Source organism: Candidatus Poribacteria bacterium (assembly GCA_016866785.1).
Lineage (GTDB): Bacteria > Poribacteria > WGA-4E.
Genome location: VGLH01000072.1, coordinates 1 through 20,782 on the forward strand (window position 1 = coordinate 1; position 20,782 = coordinate 20,782).

At 65.3% G+C, this 20,782-nt stretch carries 19 protein-coding genes; 11 read left to right on the plus strand and 8 right to left on the minus strand.

Annotation, left to right across the window (positions count from 1 at the left end):
* The coding region (locus FJZ36_11455) for a hypothetical protein (GenBank protein MBM3215518.1) at nucleotides 1-268 on the minus strand (268 nt) is incomplete at its 3' end.
* 41 nt (nucleotides 269-309) lie between these two features.
* Between FJZ36_11455 and FJZ36_11460 the strand changes: the two genes are divergently transcribed.
* From FJZ36_11460 to FJZ36_11470, 3 genes are all read left to right on the plus strand, one after another.
* A complete protein-coding gene (locus FJZ36_11460) occupies nucleotides 310-1,890 on the plus strand; it encodes a tetratricopeptide repeat protein (GenBank protein MBM3215519.1) in 1,581 nt (526 codons plus the stop codon).
* On the plus strand, nucleotides 1,887-3,509 hold the full coding sequence (locus tag FJZ36_11465) for a CRTAC1 family protein (protein ID MBM3215520.1): 1,623 nt from the start codon (nucleotides 1,887-1,889) through the stop codon (nucleotides 3,507-3,509). Before FJZ36_11460 ends, FJZ36_11465 begins: the two co-directional genes overlap by 4 nt.
* A gap of 64 nt (nucleotides 3,510-3,573) precedes the next feature.
* Nucleotides 3,574-4,644: a Gfo/Idh/MocA family oxidoreductase gene (locus tag FJZ36_11470; protein MBM3215521.1), complete on the plus strand. Its 1,071-nt coding sequence runs from the start codon at nucleotides 3,574-3,576 to the stop codon at nucleotides 4,642-4,644.
* 249 nt (nucleotides 4,645-4,893) lie between these two features.
* On the opposite strand, the gene FJZ36_11475 is transcribed toward FJZ36_11470, so the two are convergent.
* The 3 genes from FJZ36_11475 to FJZ36_11485 all read right to left on the minus strand — a co-directional run bounded on the left by FJZ36_11475 (nucleotide 4,894) and on the right by FJZ36_11485 (nucleotide 10,050).
* Nucleotides 4,894-8,025 (minus strand): DUF4981 domain-containing protein, encoded by a 3,132-nt coding sequence (locus tag FJZ36_11475; protein ID MBM3215522.1) that lies wholly within the window; start codon nucleotides 8,023-8,025, stop codon nucleotides 4,894-4,896.
* A gap of 595 nt (nucleotides 8,026-8,620) precedes the next feature.
* On the minus strand, nucleotides 8,621-9,613 hold the full coding sequence (locus tag FJZ36_11480; protein MBM3215523.1) for a LamG domain-containing protein: 993 nt from the start codon (nucleotides 9,611-9,613) through the stop codon (nucleotides 8,621-8,623).
* 77 nt (nucleotides 9,614-9,690) lie between these two features.
* Nucleotides 9,691-10,050, minus strand: coding sequence for a glutaredoxin (locus FJZ36_11485; protein MBM3215524.1), 360 nt, complete (start codon nucleotides 10,048-10,050; stop codon nucleotides 9,691-9,693).
* Between the two features lie 95 nt (nucleotides 10,051-10,145).
* Here FJZ36_11485 and radC point away from each other — a divergent pair, with 95 nt between their 5' ends.
* A complete protein-coding gene (radC, locus tag FJZ36_11490) occupies nucleotides 10,146-10,826 on the plus strand; it encodes a DNA repair protein RadC (GenBank protein MBM3215525.1) in 681 nt (226 codons plus the stop codon).
* Here radC and FJZ36_11495 read toward each other — a convergent pair.
* Both FJZ36_11495 and FJZ36_11500 read right to left on the minus strand, forming a co-directional pair.
* On the minus strand, nucleotides 10,798-11,670 hold the full coding sequence (locus FJZ36_11495; GenBank protein MBM3215526.1) for a RimK family alpha-L-glutamate ligase: 873 nt from the start codon (nucleotides 11,668-11,670) through the stop codon (nucleotides 10,798-10,800). The two genes, radC and FJZ36_11495, sit on opposite strands and share 29 nt — an antisense overlap.
* Before the next feature lie 28 nt (nucleotides 11,671-11,698).
* A complete protein-coding gene (locus FJZ36_11500) occupies nucleotides 11,699-12,601 on the minus strand; it encodes a GNAT family N-acetyltransferase (protein MBM3215527.1) in 903 nt (300 codons plus the stop codon).
* 181 nt (nucleotides 12,602-12,782) lie between these two features.
* Between FJZ36_11500 and FJZ36_11505 the strand changes: the two genes are divergently transcribed.
* The 3 genes from FJZ36_11505 (at nucleotide 12,783) to FJZ36_11515 (ending at nucleotide 14,200) form a co-directional block, all read left to right on the plus strand.
* Entirely contained in the window at nucleotides 12,783-12,992 is a 210-nt protein-coding gene (locus FJZ36_11505; protein MBM3215528.1) for a hypothetical protein, read from the plus strand.
* On the plus strand, nucleotides 12,989-13,798 hold the full coding sequence (locus tag FJZ36_11510; protein ID MBM3215529.1) for a TIGR00730 family Rossman fold protein: 810 nt from the start codon (nucleotides 12,989-12,991) through the stop codon (nucleotides 13,796-13,798). The genes FJZ36_11505 and FJZ36_11510 overlap by 4 nt, the downstream gene beginning before the upstream one ends.
* Nucleotides 13,799-13,966: 168 nt before the next feature.
* Entirely contained in the window at nucleotides 13,967-14,200 is a 234-nt protein-coding gene (locus FJZ36_11515) for a ferredoxin family protein (protein MBM3215530.1), read from the plus strand.
* Between the two features lie 119 nt (nucleotides 14,201-14,319).
* Here FJZ36_11515 and FJZ36_11520 read toward each other — a convergent pair whose 3' ends face one another.
* Nucleotides 14,320-15,513, minus strand: coding sequence for an ArsA family ATPase (locus FJZ36_11520; GenBank protein ID MBM3215531.1), 1,194 nt, complete (start codon nucleotides 15,511-15,513; stop codon nucleotides 14,320-14,322).
* 175 nt (nucleotides 15,514-15,688) lie between these two features.
* On the opposite strand from FJZ36_11520, the gene FJZ36_11525 reads away from it, so the two are divergent.
* Genes FJZ36_11525 through FJZ36_11540 form a run of 4 tightly spaced genes read left to right on the plus strand, consistent with a single transcriptional unit; the run spans nucleotide 15,689 to nucleotide 20,094 of the window.
* A complete protein-coding gene (locus FJZ36_11525) occupies nucleotides 15,689-16,402 on the plus strand; it encodes a hypothetical protein (GenBank protein ID MBM3215532.1) in 714 nt (237 codons plus the stop codon).
* 23 nt (nucleotides 16,403-16,425) lie between these two features.
* Nucleotides 16,426-17,598 carry a DUF2088 domain-containing protein gene (locus FJZ36_11530; protein MBM3215533.1) on the plus strand — a complete coding sequence of 391 codons (1,173 nt, stop codon included), beginning with the start codon at nucleotides 16,426-16,428 and terminating at the stop codon, nucleotides 17,596-17,598.
* The gene (locus FJZ36_11535) at nucleotides 17,598-19,028 is read left to right on the plus strand and encodes a hypothetical protein (GenBank protein MBM3215534.1); all 1,431 of its coding nucleotides are present in this window, start codon (nucleotides 17,598-17,600) and stop codon (nucleotides 19,026-19,028) included. The genes FJZ36_11530 and FJZ36_11535 overlap by 1 nt, the downstream gene beginning before the upstream one ends.
* Nucleotides 18,937-20,094 carry a winged helix DNA-binding domain-containing protein gene (locus FJZ36_11540; protein MBM3215535.1) on the plus strand — a complete coding sequence of 386 codons (1,158 nt, stop codon included), beginning with the start codon at nucleotides 18,937-18,939 and terminating at the stop codon, nucleotides 20,092-20,094. Before FJZ36_11535 ends, FJZ36_11540 begins: the two co-directional genes overlap by 92 nt.
* A gap of 144 nt (nucleotides 20,095-20,238) precedes the next feature.
* Here FJZ36_11540 and FJZ36_11545 read toward each other — a convergent pair whose 3' ends face one another.
* Nucleotides 20,239-20,781 carry a phytanoyl-CoA dioxygenase family protein gene (locus FJZ36_11545; protein ID MBM3215536.1) on the minus strand — a complete coding sequence of 181 codons (543 nt, stop codon included), beginning with the start codon at nucleotides 20,779-20,781 and terminating at the stop codon, nucleotides 20,239-20,241.
* Nucleotide 20,782: the final 1 nt, after the last annotated feature.

Here is a 20,782-nt window from a genome sequence, read left to right on the forward strand (position 1 = left end):
CCAACTCCTCGACGGCGAGGAGCTCGCTGTAGTCGGTGTAGGCGCGTTCGGCGCGGAAGCGGTCGGCGGCGTCCTCGGCGGCGTCGCGCCGGAGGTCGCAGGTGGCGACGAGACGCAGCTCATCGACCAGGCTCAACGCCGGCAGCAGCACGCCCCGGGCGAGCCCGCCGCATCCGATCATCGCGACGCGTAGGCGCTTGCGCTCGTTCATGTCTGCCCTTCCGATGCGGATCGAGTCCGTTGCCGTGCGGCGATGAGGATGATACATCCTATCCGAGGCTCCCCACACCCCATTCGGTCAGGCTGCCAATGCTTCGTTCGATAGGCTGGGTCATTCTGCTCGCGACAATCGCCGGGCAGGTGCACGCCGACGAGGTTTCCTCAACGCCGCCGCGCTTCCAGGAAGCCGAGCTGGAGTATCAGCGCGGGAACTTCGAGCGGGCCCTCGCACTGTACGCCGAGCTCGTCGAGGACTATCCCGACCTCGCGCCGGCGCACGCCGGGCTGGGGGACTCGGCGCTCAAGCTCAGCGACGCGCCGCGAGCCGTCGCCGCGTTCCGCCGCGCTCTCGAACTCGCTCCTGGCGATCCCATCCTGATGGGCGTCTTCGCCGATGCGCTCCGCGCCGACAAGCAGTACGAGTCCGCCATCGAGCTCTACGAGAAGGCGATCCGCGTGTCGAGCGGGAGCCTCCGCGTGGAGTGGTACGTCGGGATGGCGCTCGCCGAGATCGACGCCGGACTGCTCGAACGAGCTCGGGAGCACCTGACGCAGGCGGTTCAGATGGGCGATGGCGAAGGCGTCGCGGCGCACAACCTCGGCGTCGTCCTGATGAACCTGAACCGGCTCGACGAGGCGGATCAGGCGTTCGCCCGCGCCATTGCCCGCAACGGGCGCAACTCGAAGGCGTTCTACGGCAGAGGGCAGATCGCCCTCAAGCAGGGACGCCTCTACCCCGCCCGCGACTTTCTGGCGCGCGCGTCGGAGATCGAGCCGACGGAACCGACATTCTACTACGCCCGCGCCCAAGCGCTCCGCCGCATGGGTCGGGCGGAAGAGGCACGGAGGGTTCTCGTCGAGTACCAGCGGAGGCTTTCCGAGTTTTACACCCGCGAAGCGCAGGTGCGCATCGAGCGGGAGCAGTGGAAAGACGCGCTGGTGAGGGCGCAGAAGGCGGTCGATGCGGACGGCGCGAACCTCGACGCCGTGCAGCTCCGCGCGTTCGTCTATATGCGGCTCGGAGAGTTCGGCACGGCGCGTAGCGGGTTCGAGCGCGTCGCTGAGTCGGCATCGCGCTCAGCGCCGGAGGCGCGGCTCTACCTGGCGCTGATCGACCGCGACGAAGGCGACTTCGACAGCGCAGAGAACCGCCTGCTGGCGCTCAGCCGAGATGAACCCGACTCGATGACGGTCTACCGACAGCTCGCACGCGTGCGGGAGGACGCCGGCAAGCCCGATGAAGCCGAAGCCGCGTACGGAGCCGGAATCGAGCGGAACCCGTCGTGGGCGCCGGGCTACTGGTGGCGCGGGATGCTCCGCGAAGCCAACGGCAAGCTCGACGGAGCCGAGGCGGACTACCGCAAAGCCATCGAGCTCGTACCGGGCGCGCCCTTTGCCAAGGCGTCGCTCGCCCTGCTGCTGGCGAAGGCGTCAAGGAACCTCGATGAGGCGGTCGAGCTCGCACGCTCCGCCGCCGACACGGAGCACGCCGCCGCGCATCGAGCGATCTACGCCTACGCGCTCCATCGCGCCGGAAAGACCGACGAGGCGAAGGCAGAGCTCGAACGCGCCCTCCACGACGACCCCGACGACGCAACCGTGATCCAAGTCCGCAACGCGATCTTGCGCGCTTCAGCGCCATCCCCAGCGCCATCCGAGGAGAACCGATGATCCACCGCACTGCCTTCCTGCCTGGGATCGCTCTCGTTCTGGCGCTGCTCGCGGCAGAAAGCCGCGCGTGGATCACCTTCACGGACATCACCGAATCCGCCGGCATCGACTTCGTTCAGGTCAACGGCGCGACGGGCGAGCATCTGTTCCCGGAATCGGTCGGCTCCGGAGGCGCGTTCATCGACTACGATCGAGACGGCTGGCTCGACATCTACCTGGTCAACGGCGGCGACTTTCAGGCGGCGGGTCTCCCCAATCGGCTCTACCGCAACAACGGCGATGGAACCTTCTCGGACGTGACGGAACGCGCCGGTGTCGGCGACACGGGCTTCGGCGACGGCACCTGCGTCGGCGACTTCGACGGCGACGGTTGGGACGATCTCTATGTCTGCAACTACGGCGCGAATGTCCTCTACCGCAACAACGGCGACGGCACGTTCTCCGACGTGACGGAACGTACGGGCGTCGGCGAACCGCGATGGAGCGCGTCGGCGGCGTTTCTCGACATCGACCGCGACGGCGATCAAGACCTCTTCGTCGCCAACTACGTGGACTACGTGCGCGAGCGCGACGGATGCCCCTTCAAAGGGCTCAGCGTCTACTGCGGGCCCGAGACGTTCGATCCGGTAACGGACACGCTCTACCGCAATAACGGCGACGGGACGTTCACCGACGTCTCGGCTGAAGCCGGGATCACCAGCGCGGGGCGAGGGCTCGCCGTCGTGCCGGGCGACTACGACGGCGACGGCGACACGGACATCTACGTCGCCAACGACATGAACGCCAACTTCCTCTACCAGAACCGAGGCGACGGGACGTTCGAGGAGGTCGCGCTGCTCGCCGGTGTCGCCGTGGCAGAAGACGCGACCATCGGCAACGGCATGGGCGCAAGCATGGGCGACTACGACAACGACGGGGCGTTCGACCTCGTCGTGACCAACTTCCAGGATCAGGTGAACACGCTCTACCACAACGACCGCGACGGGTTCTTCACGGACGTCTCCTACGCGTCCGGCACGGGAGCCGTCAGCCTGCGGCATCTGGCGTGGGGCGTCGGGCTCGTCGATCTCGACAACGACGGATGGCTCGACCTGTTTATCGCCAATGGACACGTCCACGATAACGTCGAGGAGTTCGACCAGATCGGAACCTACGCGCAGCCGAAGCTCGTGTTCCGCAACCAAGGCGGCACGATGTTCGAGAACGTGACGGCTGCCAGCGGCGAGGCGGTCAACCGACCGGAGAGCAGCCGGGGCGTCGCGTTCGGCGACTTCGACAACGACGGCGATATGGACGCGCTGGTCAACAACGTGCGCTCCCGCGCGACGCTCCTGCGGAACGACGGCGGGAACGCCAACGCCTGGGTGCGTGTGGTTCTCACGCCAACGCAGAACGCGCTCGGAGCCCGGGTCCGCGTCGAGACGCCCGACGGCGTGACTCGGACGGGCGAATGCCGCTCCGGCGGCAGCTACGCATCCGACAGCGACCGGCGACTGCTCTTTGGGCTCAAGGCTTCCCAGTCGGCGACGGTGAGCGTCCGCTGGCTCGACGGGAGCGAGTCGGGATCCATCGCGGTCGAGGCTGGCAGGACGGTCACGGTCGAGAAGCCGCCGCGTTGAGCCGCGTCGGGACGAGTGCTAGACTCGCGCCGCGTCAGGTTCGCGCTGCAGGAGCTATCGCACCATGGCGAAGAAGGTTCGGCTCGGATTCGTCGGCTGCGGCTATATGGGACAGAACGCGCACATCGCCAACTACGCGAAGATCGACGACTGCGAGCTGGTCGCGCTCGCAGAGGGACGCCAGAAGACAGCGGAGGCGGTCGCGCGACGGTACGGCATCCAGGAGCTCTACGGCGATCACCACGAGATGCTCGAACGGTCGAACCTCGACGGCGTCGTGGGCATCATGGGGTTCCACCTCTTCTCATCGCTCGTGACGGACCTGCTGAACGCAGGCAAGGCGGTCACCACCGAGAAGCCGATGTGTATTCGCCCGGAGAACGGGCGCAGGTTGGCGGCGCTGGCGGATGAGAAGGGCATCGTCTATCAGGTCGGCTACATGAAGCGGCACGATCCCGGCGCGAAGTACGTCCGGGAGACCGTCCGCCGGTGGCGCGAGTCCGGGGAAGCCGGAAACCTGACCTTCATGCGCGTCACCATGCCCTCCGGCGACTGGATCATGGAGCACGAGCCGCCCGTCAACCTCGGCGATCCGGCTCCCGCCTACGAGGGACAGACCGGCGAAGGCGCTCCCGAGTGGATGTCGAAGGAGCAGGGGAACCACTACATCGCCTTCGTCAACTTCTACATTCATCAGGTGAACCTGATCCGCTACCTCATCGGCGAGGACTACCACATCGCCTACGCCGACCCGCACGGGCGGACGCTGACAGCGCTCTCCGAGAGCGGCGTCGTCATCGTCCTCGAAATGTCCAGCTACGGCTTGCAGCACCGGTGGGACGAGTTCTACACGCTCAACTTCGACCGGGGGCAGATTCGGCTGGAGATGCCCGCGCCGATGGCTCGACAGCGGGCGGGGAAGGTCACGGTCTACCGTCAGGCGGGCTTTGACGGGTCGGGCCCCGCCGAGTTGAGCCCCGTGCTGTCCCAGAAGTGGGCGTTCGAGGAGCAGGCGCGCGCGTTCGTGGCTTGCCTGCGCGACGGCACGCCGACAATCTCACCCGCGTCGGATGGCGCGAAGGATTTGGAGTTCAGCGAGGAGTACATCCGCGCCGTCGCCGCTTCGCGGGAATGATGCGGCGAGTCGCACTCGGTTGGCGCCCCGCTCCGCGCGCTCTCCGTCGCTTCCGCGGGAATGACGGACAAGCCGCGCGTTGGCGAGTGACTCAGCCGCCTACAGACGTTGGAGTGTGCCTCAGGTCGTTGCCGTTCTGCCTTGCGGATGCACATCTCACGGCGTGCCGTCCGTCCACGTCGGGTACTGCTCGCCCTCCTCGCGAGACGGGCGAAACACCGCGTCGCCCTACGACATCGTACCGATGCCTCATTCCCCGACGCCCGCGATCCGCTGGCGCGCCAGGTCTGCCGGGTCCTCGGTTCCCGGCGTGAACGGACGCATCCGGTAGTTCAGGCGATAGGTTCCCGCCCTGAGCCGGTACTGCTCCAGCGTGTCGGGTCCGCAACTCGCGCCGCCCAACCCCCGCTGCATCACGTCGAGGCACAGGATCGTTTCGGAACGCGGACGTAGCTCGTTCGTGTGCGTCGCGACGTAGAGATCGTATGCGGCGTAGTGGCTCGCTGAGAACTCGAACAAGTCCGCTCCGACGATCAGCAAGCCCACCTCGCCGCTGGACAGCGCCAGCCAGCGCGTGTCGACGTGGTTCCCATGCTCCTGCGGCACGATGTAGGGCACGTACTCATCCGTGACGGTGCTGGCGTACCGCGCAACGGCCGCGCCTGCCTTCCGGTCGCAGTAGCTTTCGTGCGGTCCCCTGCCGAACCACGTCAACTGCTCCATGCTCGGCATTAGAACCGCGCTGACGCCGATGCGCGGCAGGTCGGCGAGGGCTTCGGGCACTTCGATGGTGTTCTCGACGAGGATGTCGCCCGTCTCGAGCACTCTGAAGCGCTGATCGTGCAGAACCTCGTGCTGAGCCGCGACGCCGGTCAGGCGATGCCGGACGCGCACGGAGCTGTCCGCCTCGACGCCCGACTCCAGCAGCTCGCACCGCGCCGCCTGGATCCCAGTGTCGAGCCACCGGCCGAGCGCCTTGCCCCGCTGGCTGGACCACTGCTTGATGCCGTCGTTATCCGTCGGCGCGCGCCAGATGTTGAGGATGGGCCCCCGCAGCAACAGGTCCTTCCCGCGCCACACGAGAGAGTCCATCACGCCGAGGGCTCGATCCCACGTGACCCGAAGGCCGTCCGTCTCGATGCGGATCGCCGTGTCATTGCCAACCGCCCCGACGGCTGCCGCCGACCGAGGCTTGGGGCGAACCGGAGAACCGGACGCCATCGGCATCTGCTCGTAGGCGACCTCGTGGCCCGCATCAGCCCAGTCTGCCGACTCCCGCGTGCGGAACCGAACCGTCAGGAAACGCTCTCTGGCGCCAGGGGGCGGGAGCTCCGGCAACGCGAGCGTGACCGTCTCGCTCGTCTGCGGCGGCGTGTCGAGCGCCGGAAGCTCTCCTTGGGCGACGACAAAGCCGTCGTCCGCGATCTCCCAGAACCCGGCGAGCCATCCCAGGGTCGTGAAGTACGCCTTGTTCGTCACCTCGATCTTGCCTTGCGAAAGGTCAAAGGCTCGCACGCCAACCGGCTGGGCGAGCTTCTTGAACTCGTACATCGCCGGATGCGGCGTCCGGTCGGGCCAGATCATGCCGTTGATGCAGAAGTTCTTGTCGTTCGGCTCATCGCCGAAGTCGCCGCCGTATGCCCAGTACTTTCGTCCCCGAGTGTCCGTCTTGAGGATGCCCTGATCGACCCAGTCCCAGATGAACCCTCCCTGCAAGCCGTGGTGCGACTCGATGCCTTCCCAGTACTCCTTCAGGTTCCCGGAGCTGTTCCCCATCGCGTGGGCATACTCGCACATGATGAGCGGACGCGTGTCGTCGGTCGATTCCGCCCAGTCGATGATGGAACCGACGGACGGGTACATGGGCCCGACGACGTCGGTGATCCGCCTGCCCTCCGCCCATCGGTTCCAGCGGATGCCGCCTTCGTAGTGGATCGGTCGCGAGGGGTCCTCGCCGCGCATCCAGCCCGCCATCGCGTCGTGGTTGGGCCCGTAACCGCTCTCGTTGCCCAGCGACCACATGACGATGCACGAATGGTTCCGGTCGCGCTGCACCATGCGAACGCCGCGATCGACGAAGGCGAGCGTGAACCTCGGATCGTGAGCCAGGTCGGACTCGAAGGCGTGCGTCTCGACGTTCGCTTCGTCGATGACGTAGATGCCGTGCTCGTCGCAGAGCTCGTACCACGCCGGATCGTTCGGATAGTGCGCCGTCCTCACGGCGTTGAAGTTGAACCGCTTGAGCAGGCGTATGTCGGCGAGCATCGAGTCCATCGTGACCGCCTTGCCGCGCGTGTCGTCGTGCTCGTGCCGGTTCACGCCCTTGAACAGCACCGGCTTGCCGTTGACGAGGAACTCCCGGTCGCGGATCTCCAGACGGCGGAACCCGACGCGGCAGGATGTGGCTTCCGCCATCGAACCATCCTCGCCGACCAGCGCCACGACGAGCCGATACAGGTTCGGCTCCTCCGCCGACCAGAGCGCCGGCTTGGACACGGCGGCTTCGAGCCGAATGACATCCTTCGGCTCCCACGCATGCCCCTTGCCCTCCTGCCCAACGAGCGCCTCGGGGAGAACCATCGTGCCACTCGAGTCATAGAGCGTGGCCCGAACCGTCCAGCCATGCGCGCGATACGCCTCCTTGCTCAGGCGAACGGCGACGCGCAACGTCCCCTGCTCGCATGTTTCGCCCAGATCGCCCCGCGCGAACACGTCGGCGATGTGTACCGAGCCGGTCGCGTAGAGGCGCACGTCGCGATAGATGCCCGCCATCCACCAGTGATCCTGGTCTTCGAGGTAGCTGCCATCCGACCAACGGATGACCATCGCGGCGAGCAGATTTCCGCGAGGGCGCAGGAAGGGCGTCAGGTCGAACTCGGCGGGGAGCCGTGAGTCCTTGCTCAGCCCGACGAACTTGCCGTTGGCCCACAACACGAGAACGCTCTCGACGCCGCCGAAGTGGACGACGATGCGCCTGCCCGACCACGCCTGAGGGATGTCGAACCGCAGCCGGTAGAGCCCGGTCGGGTTCTCCTCGGGCACGCGCGGTGGCGCGCACGAGAAGGGCATCACGACGTTCGTATAGTGGGGGCGGTCGTAGCCTGCCATCGTCCAGTTGCTGGGGACCTCGATCCGGTTCCATGCCGAATCGTCGAAGCCCGGATCGATGAAGGATTCAGGCGCATTCTCCGGTCGGTCGATCAACGTGAAGCACCACGCGCCGTTCAGAGACCGGACGCGATCCGATGCGGTCACGTCGCCGGCGCGCGCGAGGTCTTCGGATGCGTACGGGTGGAGCGTCGCGCGTCCAGGGAGTCGATTCCACCCCGTGAATTCAGGTCTTTCCCACAGACGCTGCTCGATGAGGTCGTGGATAGTCATGGGGAGTCCTCTTCCGGCGGGAATGATCAAGCTTCGCACCTGGATCGTAGCCGACGCCGTCTCCTCGGTCACGCGAGGCAGGGAGCTTTGGGCGGGAACCTGCGAGGCGGGCACAAAAAGAGGCTGGGCAAACCAGCCTCGACGGGAAAAGTAATGAAACGTCACTACGAGCAGTGTCTACCGCACACTTGACGATTGTATACCACACATATTTTGGCGTGTCAATGACTAGAGGTCGTGTTTCTGCGCGTAAATGCGCTTGGCACAAGGGATTATAGCGAAACCAGGTTGAGTAGGCGCGCGAGCCCATGGTCAGGACGCTCAGTCTATGTTAACCATCAGAACCCATGGGCGAGGCGCGTGGCACTCCTGCATGAGCCGTCGGAGCGCCCGCCATGCTGACGAACATCGCCAGGAGCCATGGCCCACGCCGAAATCCCAGTCAACGCCGATGCGAACGCGAGTGACCACTCCTGTACCCGTCCTCCAGACGATCGTATACTTCTTTACACATGAACACGCATCGCGAGCGGGCAGACGAAGAGCCGGAGAACCCTCGGGCGCTCCGGCTCTTGAGCGTCGTTCGTGGTGTTCGCTAGCGCTTGACAGACGCCCAGGTCGTGGCGACCTTGCCGCTCGGATCGACGGCGGTGATCCCCAGCGCCGCTCCGATGCCCTTCTGGGCGGCGAGCTTGATGTCATCCGCGCTCGCGGCGACGTTCAGGATACAGACCTCGTCCACCGCGCCGCTGACCGGAATGCCGCCACCAACACGACGTCCGAACTCCACCGGATGGGCACCGGGCTTGGTGTTCGCGTGCGCCTTGTCGTGCTCGCCGAGCAGGACGCCGTCGACATAGGCGATCTCGTGAGCGCCCTTGAGCGTCCACGCGACGTGGTACCACTTGTCTTTGACCCAATCGGCGTCACCATCCGGGTGCTTCCCGTTGATGGTCGTCATGATGCCTTCGTCGTAGTTGCCGGCGCCGTCGCTCGTGTACGTGTGGAGCTGACCGTTCATATAGATGCCCACTTCGTACTCGAGGTAGTGCTTCCCAACGACCGCCTGACGGTCCGCCCACATGTCGACCATCTTCTTGTTCGTCTTGACGAAGAACATGACGGTCACTTCCTTCTCCATGTTCAGGCTGGCGGACGAAGGAACTTGGATCCATGACGTGCCATCGAACGCGGCGGCGCTGCCGTACTTGCCGGCAACCCACTTCACGTTGCCCTGGAGGGTTCCGTGGTTGTTGTTGCCGGAGGTGTCATTCGCCTTGTCGCCCTTGTTCTCATCAAGCATCCAAGCGCCGGCGACATTCTTCGCGTCGATCTTGGCGTAGCTCACGCACGCGAGCGTCGAGAGCAAGACGACACTGATCGCTGTAAGCCAGAGACTTCCTCCACGAGTACGACGATTCATCCGGTACCTCCAAACCCAGGATGGGCGGTAGAACAACGTACGATGCCGGTTCACCCCATCGAACCCAATACGAGGACTTAGGCGGCTTGTTGTCGCGAGTCCTCCTTCCCTGACACCTTCCGCGTCAGCGCGGGTACGTCGACCGACGACGCCTGCCGACCGCATGGGTTACGCTCAGGTTACACGAATGTGCCAACTCAGCGCAACCCACGCAGCAGGTCGCCAAAGGCTGCCGCTAGCGGCTACCGGCCGACAAACGTGGCGGGCTCGCTGTGGTCGGCGTGATCCGCGCAGCCCTGGTCGATGGGGACATCGACATCTGACTCGATCGGCTCGACGGTCCCACTGTCGAGCAGCCACTCCTCGAGCTCTTCTCCGCTCACGTCCGCGAGCATCTCCTCGCCGACGAGCACGCACGGCTGCAGTCGCTGACCGGTCCGTCGGACCATGTCGAAGAAGTTCTGCGGATTGTTGATGATGTCGCGATCCTCATAGCTCAGCCCGTACTTGGCGAGAACCGCGCGCACGCCGTTGCTCCATCCGCACGAGGGCTTCATCCACGCCACGATCTTCGGTTGACCCGCGTTCGTATGTTCTGCCATGATCAGCCTTCCAGTTGATTCAGACCACGCCGCGTACTCTTCGTTATTGCTCAGCCGTTCCGCCAAAAGCAAGCCGTTTGGGGGAGCCCAACGCGATGACCGCGAAGCCACCGGACGAAGCCCGCAACCGCGTGCTGCGCGACGGCGTTCGCCCCCTGCGGGTGGACGAGTTGATCGCTGCGGTGTTGGGCAACGGGACACGCGGGAGGGAAGCCGCAGACCGCCTGCTCCGGCGCTACGACGGCGACCTCGTGCGCATCGGCGATGAATCGCCGCAAGCCCTGGCGCAGATCATCGGCATCGGTCCCGTTCAGGCGGCTCAGCTCGCAGCCGCCTTCGAGCTCGCCCGACGGTGGGCCCAATTCTCGCCCGCAACGAACCCGATCGTGCGCAGAGCCTCCGACGTCGCTGCCTTCCTGTCGCCGTTCCTGCGCGGCGAGCAACAGGAACATCTCTACGTGCTCTGTCTGAACACGAAAAACATCATCACGAACCATCGCGCCCTGTTCTCGGGATCCCTGAACGCGAGCATCATCCATCCGCGAGAGGTCTTTCGGTTCGCTCTGGAGAACTCGGCGGCGAGCATCGTGCTGGCGCACAACCACCCGTCCGGCGACCCGGCTCCCAGCCCGGAAGATATCGCCATCACCAAGCGCCTGGTCGAGTCTGGGAAGGCGCTCGACGTTCCCGTGCTGGATCACGTCGTGCTGGGGGAAAAATCCTATCGAAGCATGAAGGAAGATGGGATCATCGGGTCTGGGCGACGTACTCGATGATCCGATGGGCGACATCTTGCTTGGTCGCCTGCTCGAATCCCTCGAACCCCGGCGACGGATTCGCCTCTAGGATCACGGGCCCATCGTGGGTCGTCAGCATATCGACGCCAGCGATCTCCAAGCCGAGCGCCTGAGTCGCCCGCACCGCCAACTCCGCCATCGGGTCGGAGAGCGTCACCGCTTTGCCCAATCCGCCGCGATGGACGTTGGCGCGGAAGTCGCCTTCGGTAGCGATCCGCTCCATCGCGCCGACCACGCAATCCCCGATGACGAGCGCCCGCACGTCGTGCCCGGCGGCTTCCGCGTAGAACTGTTGGGCAACGTAGTCCTGACGCAGGTTCCAGAGGGTGTCGAGCGCCGACTTCGCTGTCAGGGGGGTCTCGAAGAGCATCATCCCCACGCCCTGCGTGCCCTCGAACGGCTTGATGAGAAAGGGATAGCCCCCGACGCGCGCGATGGGCTTGTCCAGGAACTCCGTGCTGCCAGCGGCGAAGCTGGGTGGAATGGGCAGACCCGCCTTCGACAGCGCGCGAAGGCTCCGCCACTTATGGCGCGCAAGCTCCACGGACGCCGACGAGTTGACAGAACGCACGCCTGCCAGCTCGAAGTGCGCGATGACCTCCAAGCCGTACTTCGATGTCTGGGGGCTCAGACGTGGAAGGAGTACGTCCAGCCGATCCACGGAGCGCCCGTTGTGCGTGACCCACGGCTTGGAGCCGTCCAGTGCGAGCGTGCAGTTGAATGGGTCGAGCAGCGTGACGCGATGCCCCAGAGCGTTCGCCGCACGGATCAGCCGCCGCGTCGCGTAGTTGCGAACACCCCGCGATAGCAGGCCGATGCGCATCGTCAAATCGTCCTGACGTGCCGCGTCATCATCCGTCGAACGACTTCGTAAAATGGAAGAAGGTCTTGCTGATGCGGGCGTTCAGAACGCGCACGTAGAATGCCACGGGCCCCACCCACGCGATTTCGCAGATGTCGTCTCCCCGCAACTTCATCTCATGGAGGCAGCGACGAGCCAGCACGCCTCCCAGCCGCTTGTTCCGACACTCCGGCACGACACCCATGGGACCGAGGCTCCGACGGAAGAGCTCGACGTCGTAGGTGACGAATCCGCAGAACTCGTCGCGGCGCGTGGCGACCAACGTCGTCACCGGATCGTGTTCCAGCGAGAGCAGGGCTTCCTCCTGCCAACCCTCGCTCCACGTCTCGCACATCCACTCGCTGAACGCGTCGCGGCGCAAGGTGTCCAAACGCGAGATCGTAATGCCTTCCTCGGATCGGAGGCGCTCCTCGTCCGCCGACGTGTCGAAGTCGCTCAGGCCCAGTTGAACCTGCATGTTCACGGCGTCGCTGTTGCGCCGGTACCCGAGCGTCTGGAGGAAGCAGAACGCCTCCGTATAGCGGGGATCGACGCCGGGCATGATGTAGAGGGGAACCGAGGTTCCGATGTGCACGCGCCGCGCCCCCGCTTCGGCGAACGCGGACTCGATCTGCGCGAAGAGCCGCGTTCCGATGCCAAGTCGGCGGCAATCGCGGGCGACGCCGAACAACTTAATCCACGCGTGCGCTCCGCGCACGACGCCGAGGGCACATGCGATGATGCGGTCGCCGTCCATGCCGAGGAGGCAGAATTCGGGTCGGACGTGCGTGTCGTGGTAGAGGTGCCAGTCGAACAGGTCGGGCGTGAACCTGCCGGCGTCGAGGTCTAGGTTCGCGTTCGTGAAGTCTGCGAGGGCGGGCAGCATATCCGGCGACAACGGGCGGATGTCCATAGCAGCTCCCACGAGCAATCCGGGATGCGAGCACTATACCACGTGCCCGATCCGCGCTCCAAGACGATCTGGCGGCGATCTCGATCCGATGTGCCTTGCCGTCCCGGCGCGGTTCCGTCTACACTCCCGATGAGTCCGACGACCGACCGCGGACGGTTGGCAAGGAGAACCGACCGTGCCCATTCCCGACGACCTGCTGCGCATCCTCGTGTGCCCTGAGACGAAAGCCCCCCTCGTGCTCGACGGCGACACGCTCGTTTCGACGGATGCCAAGACTCGCCGCCGCTATCGAATCGACGGCGACATCCCGATCATGCTCATCGACGAATCCGAGGTGCTCGACCAGGGGACCTGGGAAGCCGTCATGCGCAAACATGGGCGGTCGGTGTGAACGAGGAATCCCATTCCAAACCGACTTTGGAACGAGCGCCGAAGTCCTATGAGAACCTGGACTTCCTGAACAGCCGCGACGCCCGGATCCTCCGCATCCTCGCCGAGTACATCGAGCCCGCTGCGCGGATGCGAGACCTGGGGATCCGCAATACGGTCGTGTTCTTCGGCTCCGCTCGCGCCCCGGCTCCAGAAGACGTCAGCGAAGCCCCTCCAAGCGTCCGCGCGTTCGCCCGATACTACGAAGACGCCCGTGAGCTGTCGCGCATGCTCACCCTCTGGTCGCGCGACCTGCCACCGTACGAGCGATTCGTCATCTGCTCCGGCGGGGGTCCCGGAATCATGGAGGCGGCGAATCGAGGTGCCCAGGACGCCGGCGGCAAGAGCATGGGGCTCAACATCAGCCTGCCCCACGAACAAGACCCCAACGGCTACATCTCGTCCGACCTCAACTTCGAATTCCACTACTTTTTCATGCGGAAGTGGTGGTTCGTGACGCTCGCGCTGGCATTTGTCGTGTTCCCGGGCGGCTTCGGAACGCTTGACGAGCTGTTCGAGCTGCTGACACTCCTCCAGACGCGCAAGATCACCCACCGGGTCGCGGTGCTTCTCTATGGCAAGGACTACTGGCAGGATGTCCTGAATATGGAGAAGCTCATCGAGTGGGGAACCATCTCTCCGAAGGACGTTCGCCTGTTCGAGTACGCGGATTCCCCCGTTGATGCGTTCGAGCTGCTCAAGGCACGATTCGAGGCGTACTTCCGCGATCCGAAGACGCACCATCGCACAGAACCGTGGGGCGTGTGATCCGCCCTGCAAAAACGCTCGGCGGCTATATGCAGCCTCCGGCGGATCGACTATAATGGAACAGGGCAAGCTCCCTCACGCTCGCGAGGCGAGCCGACCGCGGTGCTATCCGCCCGGCGGTCAGGTCATCGAGCGTGTGAAGCCTGAATGTCATCAGGAGGAATTCCGATGCCGTTTGTGATCTGCGAACCGTGCGTCGACGTCAAGGACGCCGCTTGCGTCGACGTCTGCCCGGTCGACTGCATCCACGAGGGCGAGGATCAGTACTACATCGAGCCCGACGAATGCATCGACTGCGGCGTCTGCGAACCGGAATGCCCGGTTGAGGCGATCTTCGAGGAAAGCGCTGTCCCCGATCAGTGGCAGAGCTACATCGCCAAGAACGCGGACTTCTTCAAGTAGACCTGGAGCCAGTCGCCCGGCTCGATCCACTCGCGTAGCAACGCGCATCCCCGCCGTTTTCCCCGGTGGATGATGCGCGTTCTCGTTTTTCGGGGCGTGGGTTCGTCGCCTCGGACGGTTTAGATCGAAGACGGAGCCGGGAAGGTGATATCCAGCCGGTCGCCGTTCCGCTTTGCGCCGAGGGGAGAGACGCCCACCAGGTTCCTCGGCAATGAGACGTGCCGCTTGAACCCGCCGATCCGCACGACGAGCTCGTCTTTGAACACGGACAGGTCGATATCCGTCGCGCGGACGAACGGCAGGTGCAGCGAGATGCGCGTCTTGCCGTCCTCCCGCGAGAAGATCATGGGCGATTCCGTGGCGTGTGCTTGCGCTGGGTCCGTGTCGCCGTAGAGAACGTCCGCGAGGCGTTCCAGCCCCGCCTGACCGAGCACTTCCTCGCCGAACAGAGGCACTTTCCAGATCGGGACGTTCGCGAAGGCGTCTTCGATATCCGCCAGGTATGCCTGCTGCGCCTCGCGCCAGTGCGCCACGAACTGCCCGTCCGCCTCCGGCGGCAGCACGCGATTGATGATCACTCCGTCGATGGTCAATCCGTACAAGCAGAAGTACATGAACGCCCGCTGCGTTTCCTTGAGAACCATCTTCTCGGGGTTGGTCACGAGCCGTACCGTTGTGACTGAGGCATCGCGCAGCACGGCGTCGATCCCGTTGAGCCGTTCGAACAGGCTCTCGATGTTCTCGAAGTAGCGCTCCTCGGGCAGCGGCACGTTCGTCAATCGCTTGGCGATAGGACGCACGACGCTGACAACACCCCGTTGGAGCCGGAACACCTTCGACATATACCAGTCGAGCGTCGTCGGAATGCTGACGAACCGGAGCGATTCGCCGGTCGGCGCGCAGTCGAGGATGACGACATCGTAAGTCTTGTCGCGATAGTACTGGTTGATGTAGAGGAGGCTGCACACCTCCTCCATGCCGGGGAAGATGGCGAGCTCTTCGGCAACGATGCCGTCGATCCCGGACAGGCGGAGCACGCTCGTCACGTAGGAGTAGACCTCGCGCCAGTAGCGCTGAATCTCTTCTTGAACCTGTATCTCCTGGATGTCCAGGTTCTCGGCGAGCTTCGTGGTCGAGCCACCGTCGTGGTCGGTAAGTCGGCGGTCGAGGTCGAACGAGTCCGCGAGCGAGTGCGCCGGATCGACCGACATGACGAGGGTCCGATAGCCCATTCCTGCCAGCCGCAGACCCGTTGCCGCCGCGATGCTCGTCTTGCCGACGCCGCCCTTGCCCGTGTAGAGGATGATCCGCACTGCCTTTCCTTCCCCGCCGCGATGGCTGGTCTTGCGCCCGGACGCTGCGCGAATACTAACGACGCCGACCCGACCTGTGCAACCGGATCGCGGGTTTGACCGCTCGCCGACGCCGTCTTACGATAAGCCATGTCGTCTCGCCGTTCTGACGATCTGAGCCGATAGGAGGTTCACGATGCGGTACGCGATCCGTTGTTTCTGTGTCGTTGTCGTTCTGGCGTTGAGCGCCATGCCTGTCGTGGCGGCGCAGTTCGAGTTCCTGGACATCCAGTCGAAGGCGAACTCCAAACTCGTCGGGTTCGAGTGGTGGACCGGCAACGCCGGCGACAGCACGCTGTCGAAGCTGCCCATCGGCAAGGCAACCGACTTCGAGGGTCCCGAAGGCAAGGTTCAGTTCCTGGTCGGCGAGAAAGCCGTCGTCCTCAACGGCACGAACGCCGCCAAGTGGCCCAAGGAGATCACCGGTTTCGCTGTCGGCGGGAAGGCGAAGGCGATCTACTTCCTCCACGCGACCGGGTGGTCGTTCGCCGGAGCCATCAGCTACAAGTTCATCCTCCACTACGACGACAAGTCCAAGGAGGAGCTCGGCATGCAGTCCGACGTCAATTCGCGGGACTGGTGCGCCGAGGGACAGGCTCTGGCGGACAAGAACTCAGTCTGGGGCTGGCAACTCAAAGAGGGTCCCCCGTGCGGGCACGCCGGACTCATCACGACGAAGTGGGCGAACCCGAAGTCCGGCACGACGATCGCCTCGCTCGATATGGTCTCGCTGGGAACCGCCGCCGTGCCGATCATCGCGGCGGTGACGCTGGGCGACGCCTCGCTGAGCGTCGATCCTCGCGCCAAAGTCGCCGCCGTCTGGGGAGCCGTCAAGACCTATCGGCAATAACCGCGCGAGAGGAAGCAGAGCGCATGGCGACGATCCCGTTCCGCGCGAAGGCATGGTACGGCGATGAGACGATCCACCTGCCCGTCCCCGACCGCTGGCGGCTGGAGGTCTCCCGACTCACTCCCTCGCGACGGCTCGCGCCGACGGAGATCGCCGCCGCGCTCCGCAGCCCCATCGGCACGCCGACGGTCCGTGCCCTCGCCGAGCGAGCGCGAACCGCGACGATCATCGTCGAAGACATGACGCGCCCGACTCCCATGACGGAGATCATCCCGGCGCTGCTGAGCGACCTGCACGACGCCGGACTGGGTCGCGACTCGATCCGGTTCGTGCTCGCTCTGGGCTGCCATCGGCAGGCTCCTCGCGAGGAGATGGTCAAGAAGCTGGGAGCCGATGTCGTTGGCGAGTACGAAGTCCTGAACCACGACCTCGACGGGCAGTTCCAGTACTGTGGCCGGTCGAGCCGGGGAACGCCCATCTACATCAATCAGGCGGTCACGTCGTCCGACCTCAAGATCATCCTCGGCACGACCTACCCGCGCGGCGGAACCGGCTACGGCGGCGGCGCGAAGTGCCTCGTCCCGGGCGTCGCGGCGCAGGCGACCATCGAGACCTACCACCACCTGCCCGGCGTCGAAGCGCTCAACCCCGACGGGCCCATGCGGCAGGACATCGAGGAGATAGCCCGGAAGGTCGGGATCGACTTCATCGTCAACGCCGTCCTCAACGGCGATCGGGAGATCATCGGCGTCTTCGCCGGCGACGTCGTCGACGCCCACCGCGCGGCAGCGGACCTGTGCAAGCAGGCGAGCCTCTTCCCGATGATCCCCGACGCCGACGTGGTCATCAGCAACGCCTATCCGTTCGACACGAACCTGCGCTACACCTGGCGCGGCACTTGGCCCTTCGGGTTCCACCGGAACGCCGTCAAAGTGCTCGTCGATACCTGCACGGAGGGAACGGGCTATCACCAGTACTTCAAGGCGCACGGGCTGCCGTTCGCCGTGCGCAACGCGAACGTGCCGTCGTGGCATCTCTACTCGCCGGTGCTGGGTCCCAAGGAAGCGTACGAGGTTCACCCCGAATGCCTGTTCCATCGGACGTGGGAGAGCATCGTGGAGACCGTCGAGGCTGAGGCGGAGGGCAGTCCGAAGGTCGCCGTCTATCCCGACGCCGGCATTGGATGGCATAGCTGATGACGCGCCGCTTCCTGCTCGACAACGACGGCAGCAACTTCTTCTGCCACACGATGACGGACGACGTCGACGCGTCGGTCGCCGCCGCTGTCGGCGAGTGCCCGGAGTCGATCACGACCTACCTGCTCTGCGCCGGAGCGGGAACCTACTACTACCCGACCGAGGTCGGTGACGTGATCGCCCTCGATTCCGGCGGAACCGGACGCGAAGGGCTCTTGCGCGAGCTCCACGCGCGCGGCGTCGATCCGTTCGGCAGGTTCCTCCAAGCCCTCAAAGCCGCCGGCAAGGAGACGTTCATCACCTACCGAATGAACGACGTCCACAACGCCGACGAGCCCGACCATCCGCTGGTTCCCCGGTTCAAGCGCGAGAACCCCGACTGCGTCGTCGATCCCGACGCGATCCGCGAGGGCAAAGCCGACTGGATGTGCTACTGCTACGACTACTCGCGCCGCGACGTGCGCGATTACATCCTCGCCACGATCCGCGAGCTGTCCAACCGATACGAGTTCGACGGCTTGCAGCTCGACTGGATGCGGTTTCCGCGCCATCTATCCGGCACGCCGCAGGAGGTGTGGGAGAAGCGCGACGTTCTCACCGACTTCCTCGCCGACGTCCGGCAGGCGATCAACGCAGGCGGAGCCCGACGGCTCCTCGGCGCACGCGTACCAACCACTCCGGACGGATGCCGGCACGTCGGGATCGACCTCGCGGCGTGGGCGCGGCATGGGCTCGTCGACTGGATCGTCGCGACGCCCTTTCTGACGACCGACTTCACGATGCCCATTCCCCAGCTCCGCGACTTGACCGGAACGCACGACGTGCCCATCTACGCCGACGTCGAGTTCGAGCACGGCACTCAGGTCCACTGCCCGGAGTCGCTCCGAGCCGTGGCGCTCAGCTTGTTCGACTCGGGAGCCGACGGCATCTACGTCTTCAACTTCCCCTGCTGGACGGAGTACATCGCCGCGAGACCCATGCACTGGCTCGACGACATGGCGACGCCGGAACGCGCCGCGGCGAAGCCTCTGCTCTTCTCGGCGTCGCATCGTCGGTATCGGCTAGCCGACGTGGATCAACAAGGTGTGTTGGCTTTCACCCTGGGGCCCGGAGGGATCGGGTACTTCCCGATCCGACTGCCGTCGGCGGCGCTTCCGGCGCGTAGGGCGTTGGCGCTGGTTCACAGCGGGGCGGATGTCTCGCTGGAAGTGAACAACGTCCCGGCGACGGAGCTCCCGTTCCTGCGCCGCGCCGAGCTCTTCCCGGAGTTCGTGCCGCACCGCGCGATGGAAGAACGCCCTCGCAGCACCGATTGCCGCGTCTTCGAGGTGGAACCCGATGCGCTTCGCGCCGGGCACAACCAGTTCGGCATCCGCAACGACGCCGAGGAGAACACGACGATCCAGCGCGTCAACCTCGGCTTGTGGTGAGAGTGACCTGCGCATGGAAGCACGAACGATCCTGGCGGAACGCCTCCGCCGACAGAGCTTAGCGCGCCCGATCGACGACCCGTCGGAGTACGTCGGGCTGTTCCGCTCGCTCCAGCCGGTCTCGCCGCTAGCCAACTCCCGTCCGGGGAGCCCGCCGCGCCTGCTCCATCGCGCCGCGTTCGACGACGGAGCCGAGGCGGATCGGCTCCGCGCAGACCGGCGGCTCGTCAAGGGACGGTTCCTCGGCGGGCGTGTCGGGTATGTCCTCGCCGACGACCTACAGACCTACGCGACCGCGTTCCGCCGACCTTTGGCCGCCATCACCGACGAACAGCAGACGGTTCTCGACGCCGTGCGAAGCCTGGGACCCATCACGCCTCGCCAGTTGAAAGAGGAGACCGGGCTCCTCAACAAGCGCCTGATGCCGATTCTCCACCGGCTTCAAGAGGCGTTCCTCGTCTACGAGGATCAGCCCGACGACGACTGGGAGCGCGGCTGGTACGACTTCGCGCGCGAGTGGCGGGATGTCGATCTGGACGCCGTCCCGTGGGAGATGGCGGCGAAGGACGTCCTCCTCCGATTCCTCCGCGCCCACGTCTTCGCGACGCCGGAGCAGTTCCGCGACTGGTCGGCGTTCCCGGCGCGGGCGTTGACGGGTCTGTTGGCGCAGATGGAGGCGGAGGGAGCCATGGTCCCGACCGATGTCGCGGGACTGGGCAACGGCTGGGTTCTCGTCGAGGACGTTGGGCTCGCCGAGTCCGAGCCGTCGCGCGGCGTGTTCGTCCTGGGCGGCTCCGACATGCGCGTCCTGAGCCACAGCAGCGAGCTCAAGCGGCGCTATGCGGGACGCGAGATTCTCCAGTACCTGCTGATCGACGGGCAATTCCGGGGAGCCGTCGCCGGGCACTGGCGGATCGGGCCCCACGACGTCGACGACGTGATCGTTGAGCTTTCCGCCTCAGAGAGCGCTGAACGTCGCGACGAGATACTCGCCGCCGTCTCGCTGCTCTACCACCCGCCCTACAGCCACATCCGTCGGTACGCCGGCGAACCCGTCGAAGCCTAGTGGTCAGTGACAGTGAATTGTCGGCTTGTCCAACCCCTACCCTAACCCTCCCCGATGCAAGGGGGAGGGGACATAGCCTCCTCCCCCGCGAAGCGTGGGGAGGATTGAGGTGGGGGAAGACGACATCTCCAAAGTAACTGACCACTAGCGCGCCGCTGAGGACAGCGCCCGTTCGACCTCCGCGTCCCACGTGCCCTCGATCCGGCGTCCGTACTCGCGTTCCCCGCCCGTTGCGTTCGGACCTCGCAGGATGGGCGTCATCTGCTCGTTGCGCGTCCAGTGATCGCCCTGGGCGTAGTCGGTGTGGATGAAGTGGAGCGCGGCTCCGGCGCGGTCCTGATCCGTCGTGTTCGCCCTGGTGCAGTGCGCCGTGCCGTAGGCGAAGAAGAGCGCCCCTCCCGCCGCAAGCTCGACGGCGACCGCGCGGTCTTCGGGCGGATCGCACCGGATGTGGTGATCGCTCAGCGGGTCGCGGTAGTGGGGGTACTCCTCGCGGAAGCTGCCGGGGACGATGTGCATGCAGCCGTTGGGGATCGTCGCGTCGTGGATGGCGATCCACATCGCCGTGCCGCGCAGGGGGTCGGCGATCTTGAAGTAGGCGTTGTCCTGATGCCAATTCGTGCCGATTCCCTGCCGCGCGGGCTTCCAGAACGACTGGTCGAGATGGAGCCGGAACGACTCGCCGATG

Coding starts and splice junctions, on each gene's coding strand:
- radC (MBM3215525.1), top strand. CDS start 10,146: ATGACCGCGAAGCCACCGGACGAAGCCCGCAACCGCGTGCTGCGCGAC.
- FJZ36_11525 (MBM3215532.1), top strand. CDS start 15,689: ATGCGGTACGCGATCCGTTGTTTCTGTGTCGTTGTCGTTCTGGCGTTG.
- FJZ36_11530 (MBM3215533.1), top strand. CDS start 16,426: ATGGCGACGATCCCGTTCCGCGCGAAGGCATGGTACGGCGATGAGACG.
- FJZ36_11465 (MBM3215520.1), top strand. CDS start 1,887: ATGATCCACCGCACTGCCTTCCTGCCTGGGATCGCTCTCGTTCTGGCG.
- FJZ36_11515 (MBM3215530.1), top strand. CDS start 13,967: ATGCCGTTTGTGATCTGCGAACCGTGCGTCGACGTCAAGGACGCCGCT.
- FJZ36_11470 (MBM3215521.1), top strand. CDS start 3,574: ATGGCGAAGAAGGTTCGGCTCGGATTCGTCGGCTGCGGCTATATGGGA.
- FJZ36_11495 (MBM3215526.1), bottom strand. CDS start 11,670: ATGCGCATCGGCCTGCTATCGCGGGGTGTTCGCAACTACGCGACGCGG.
- FJZ36_11480 (MBM3215523.1), bottom strand. CDS start 9,613: ATGCGGTCGGCAGGCGTCGTCGGTCGACGTACCCGCGCTGACGCGGAA.
- FJZ36_11540 (MBM3215535.1), top strand. CDS start 18,937: ATGCGCTTCGCGCCGGGCACAACCAGTTCGGCATCCGCAACGACGCCG.
- FJZ36_11485 (MBM3215524.1), bottom strand. CDS start 10,050: ATGGCAGAACATACGAACGCGGGTCAACCGAAGATCGTGGCGTGGATG.
- FJZ36_11460 (MBM3215519.1), top strand. CDS start 310: ATGCTTCGTTCGATAGGCTGGGTCATTCTGCTCGCGACAATCGCCGGG.
- FJZ36_11475 (MBM3215522.1), bottom strand. CDS start 8,025: ATGACTATCCACGACCTCATCGAGCAGCGTCTGTGGGAAAGACCTGAA.
- FJZ36_11500 (MBM3215527.1), bottom strand. CDS start 12,601: ATGGACATCCGCCCGTTGTCGCCGGATATGCTGCCCGCCCTCGCAGAC.
- FJZ36_11535 (MBM3215534.1), top strand. CDS start 17,598: ATGACGCGCCGCTTCCTGCTCGACAACGACGGCAGCAACTTCTTCTGC.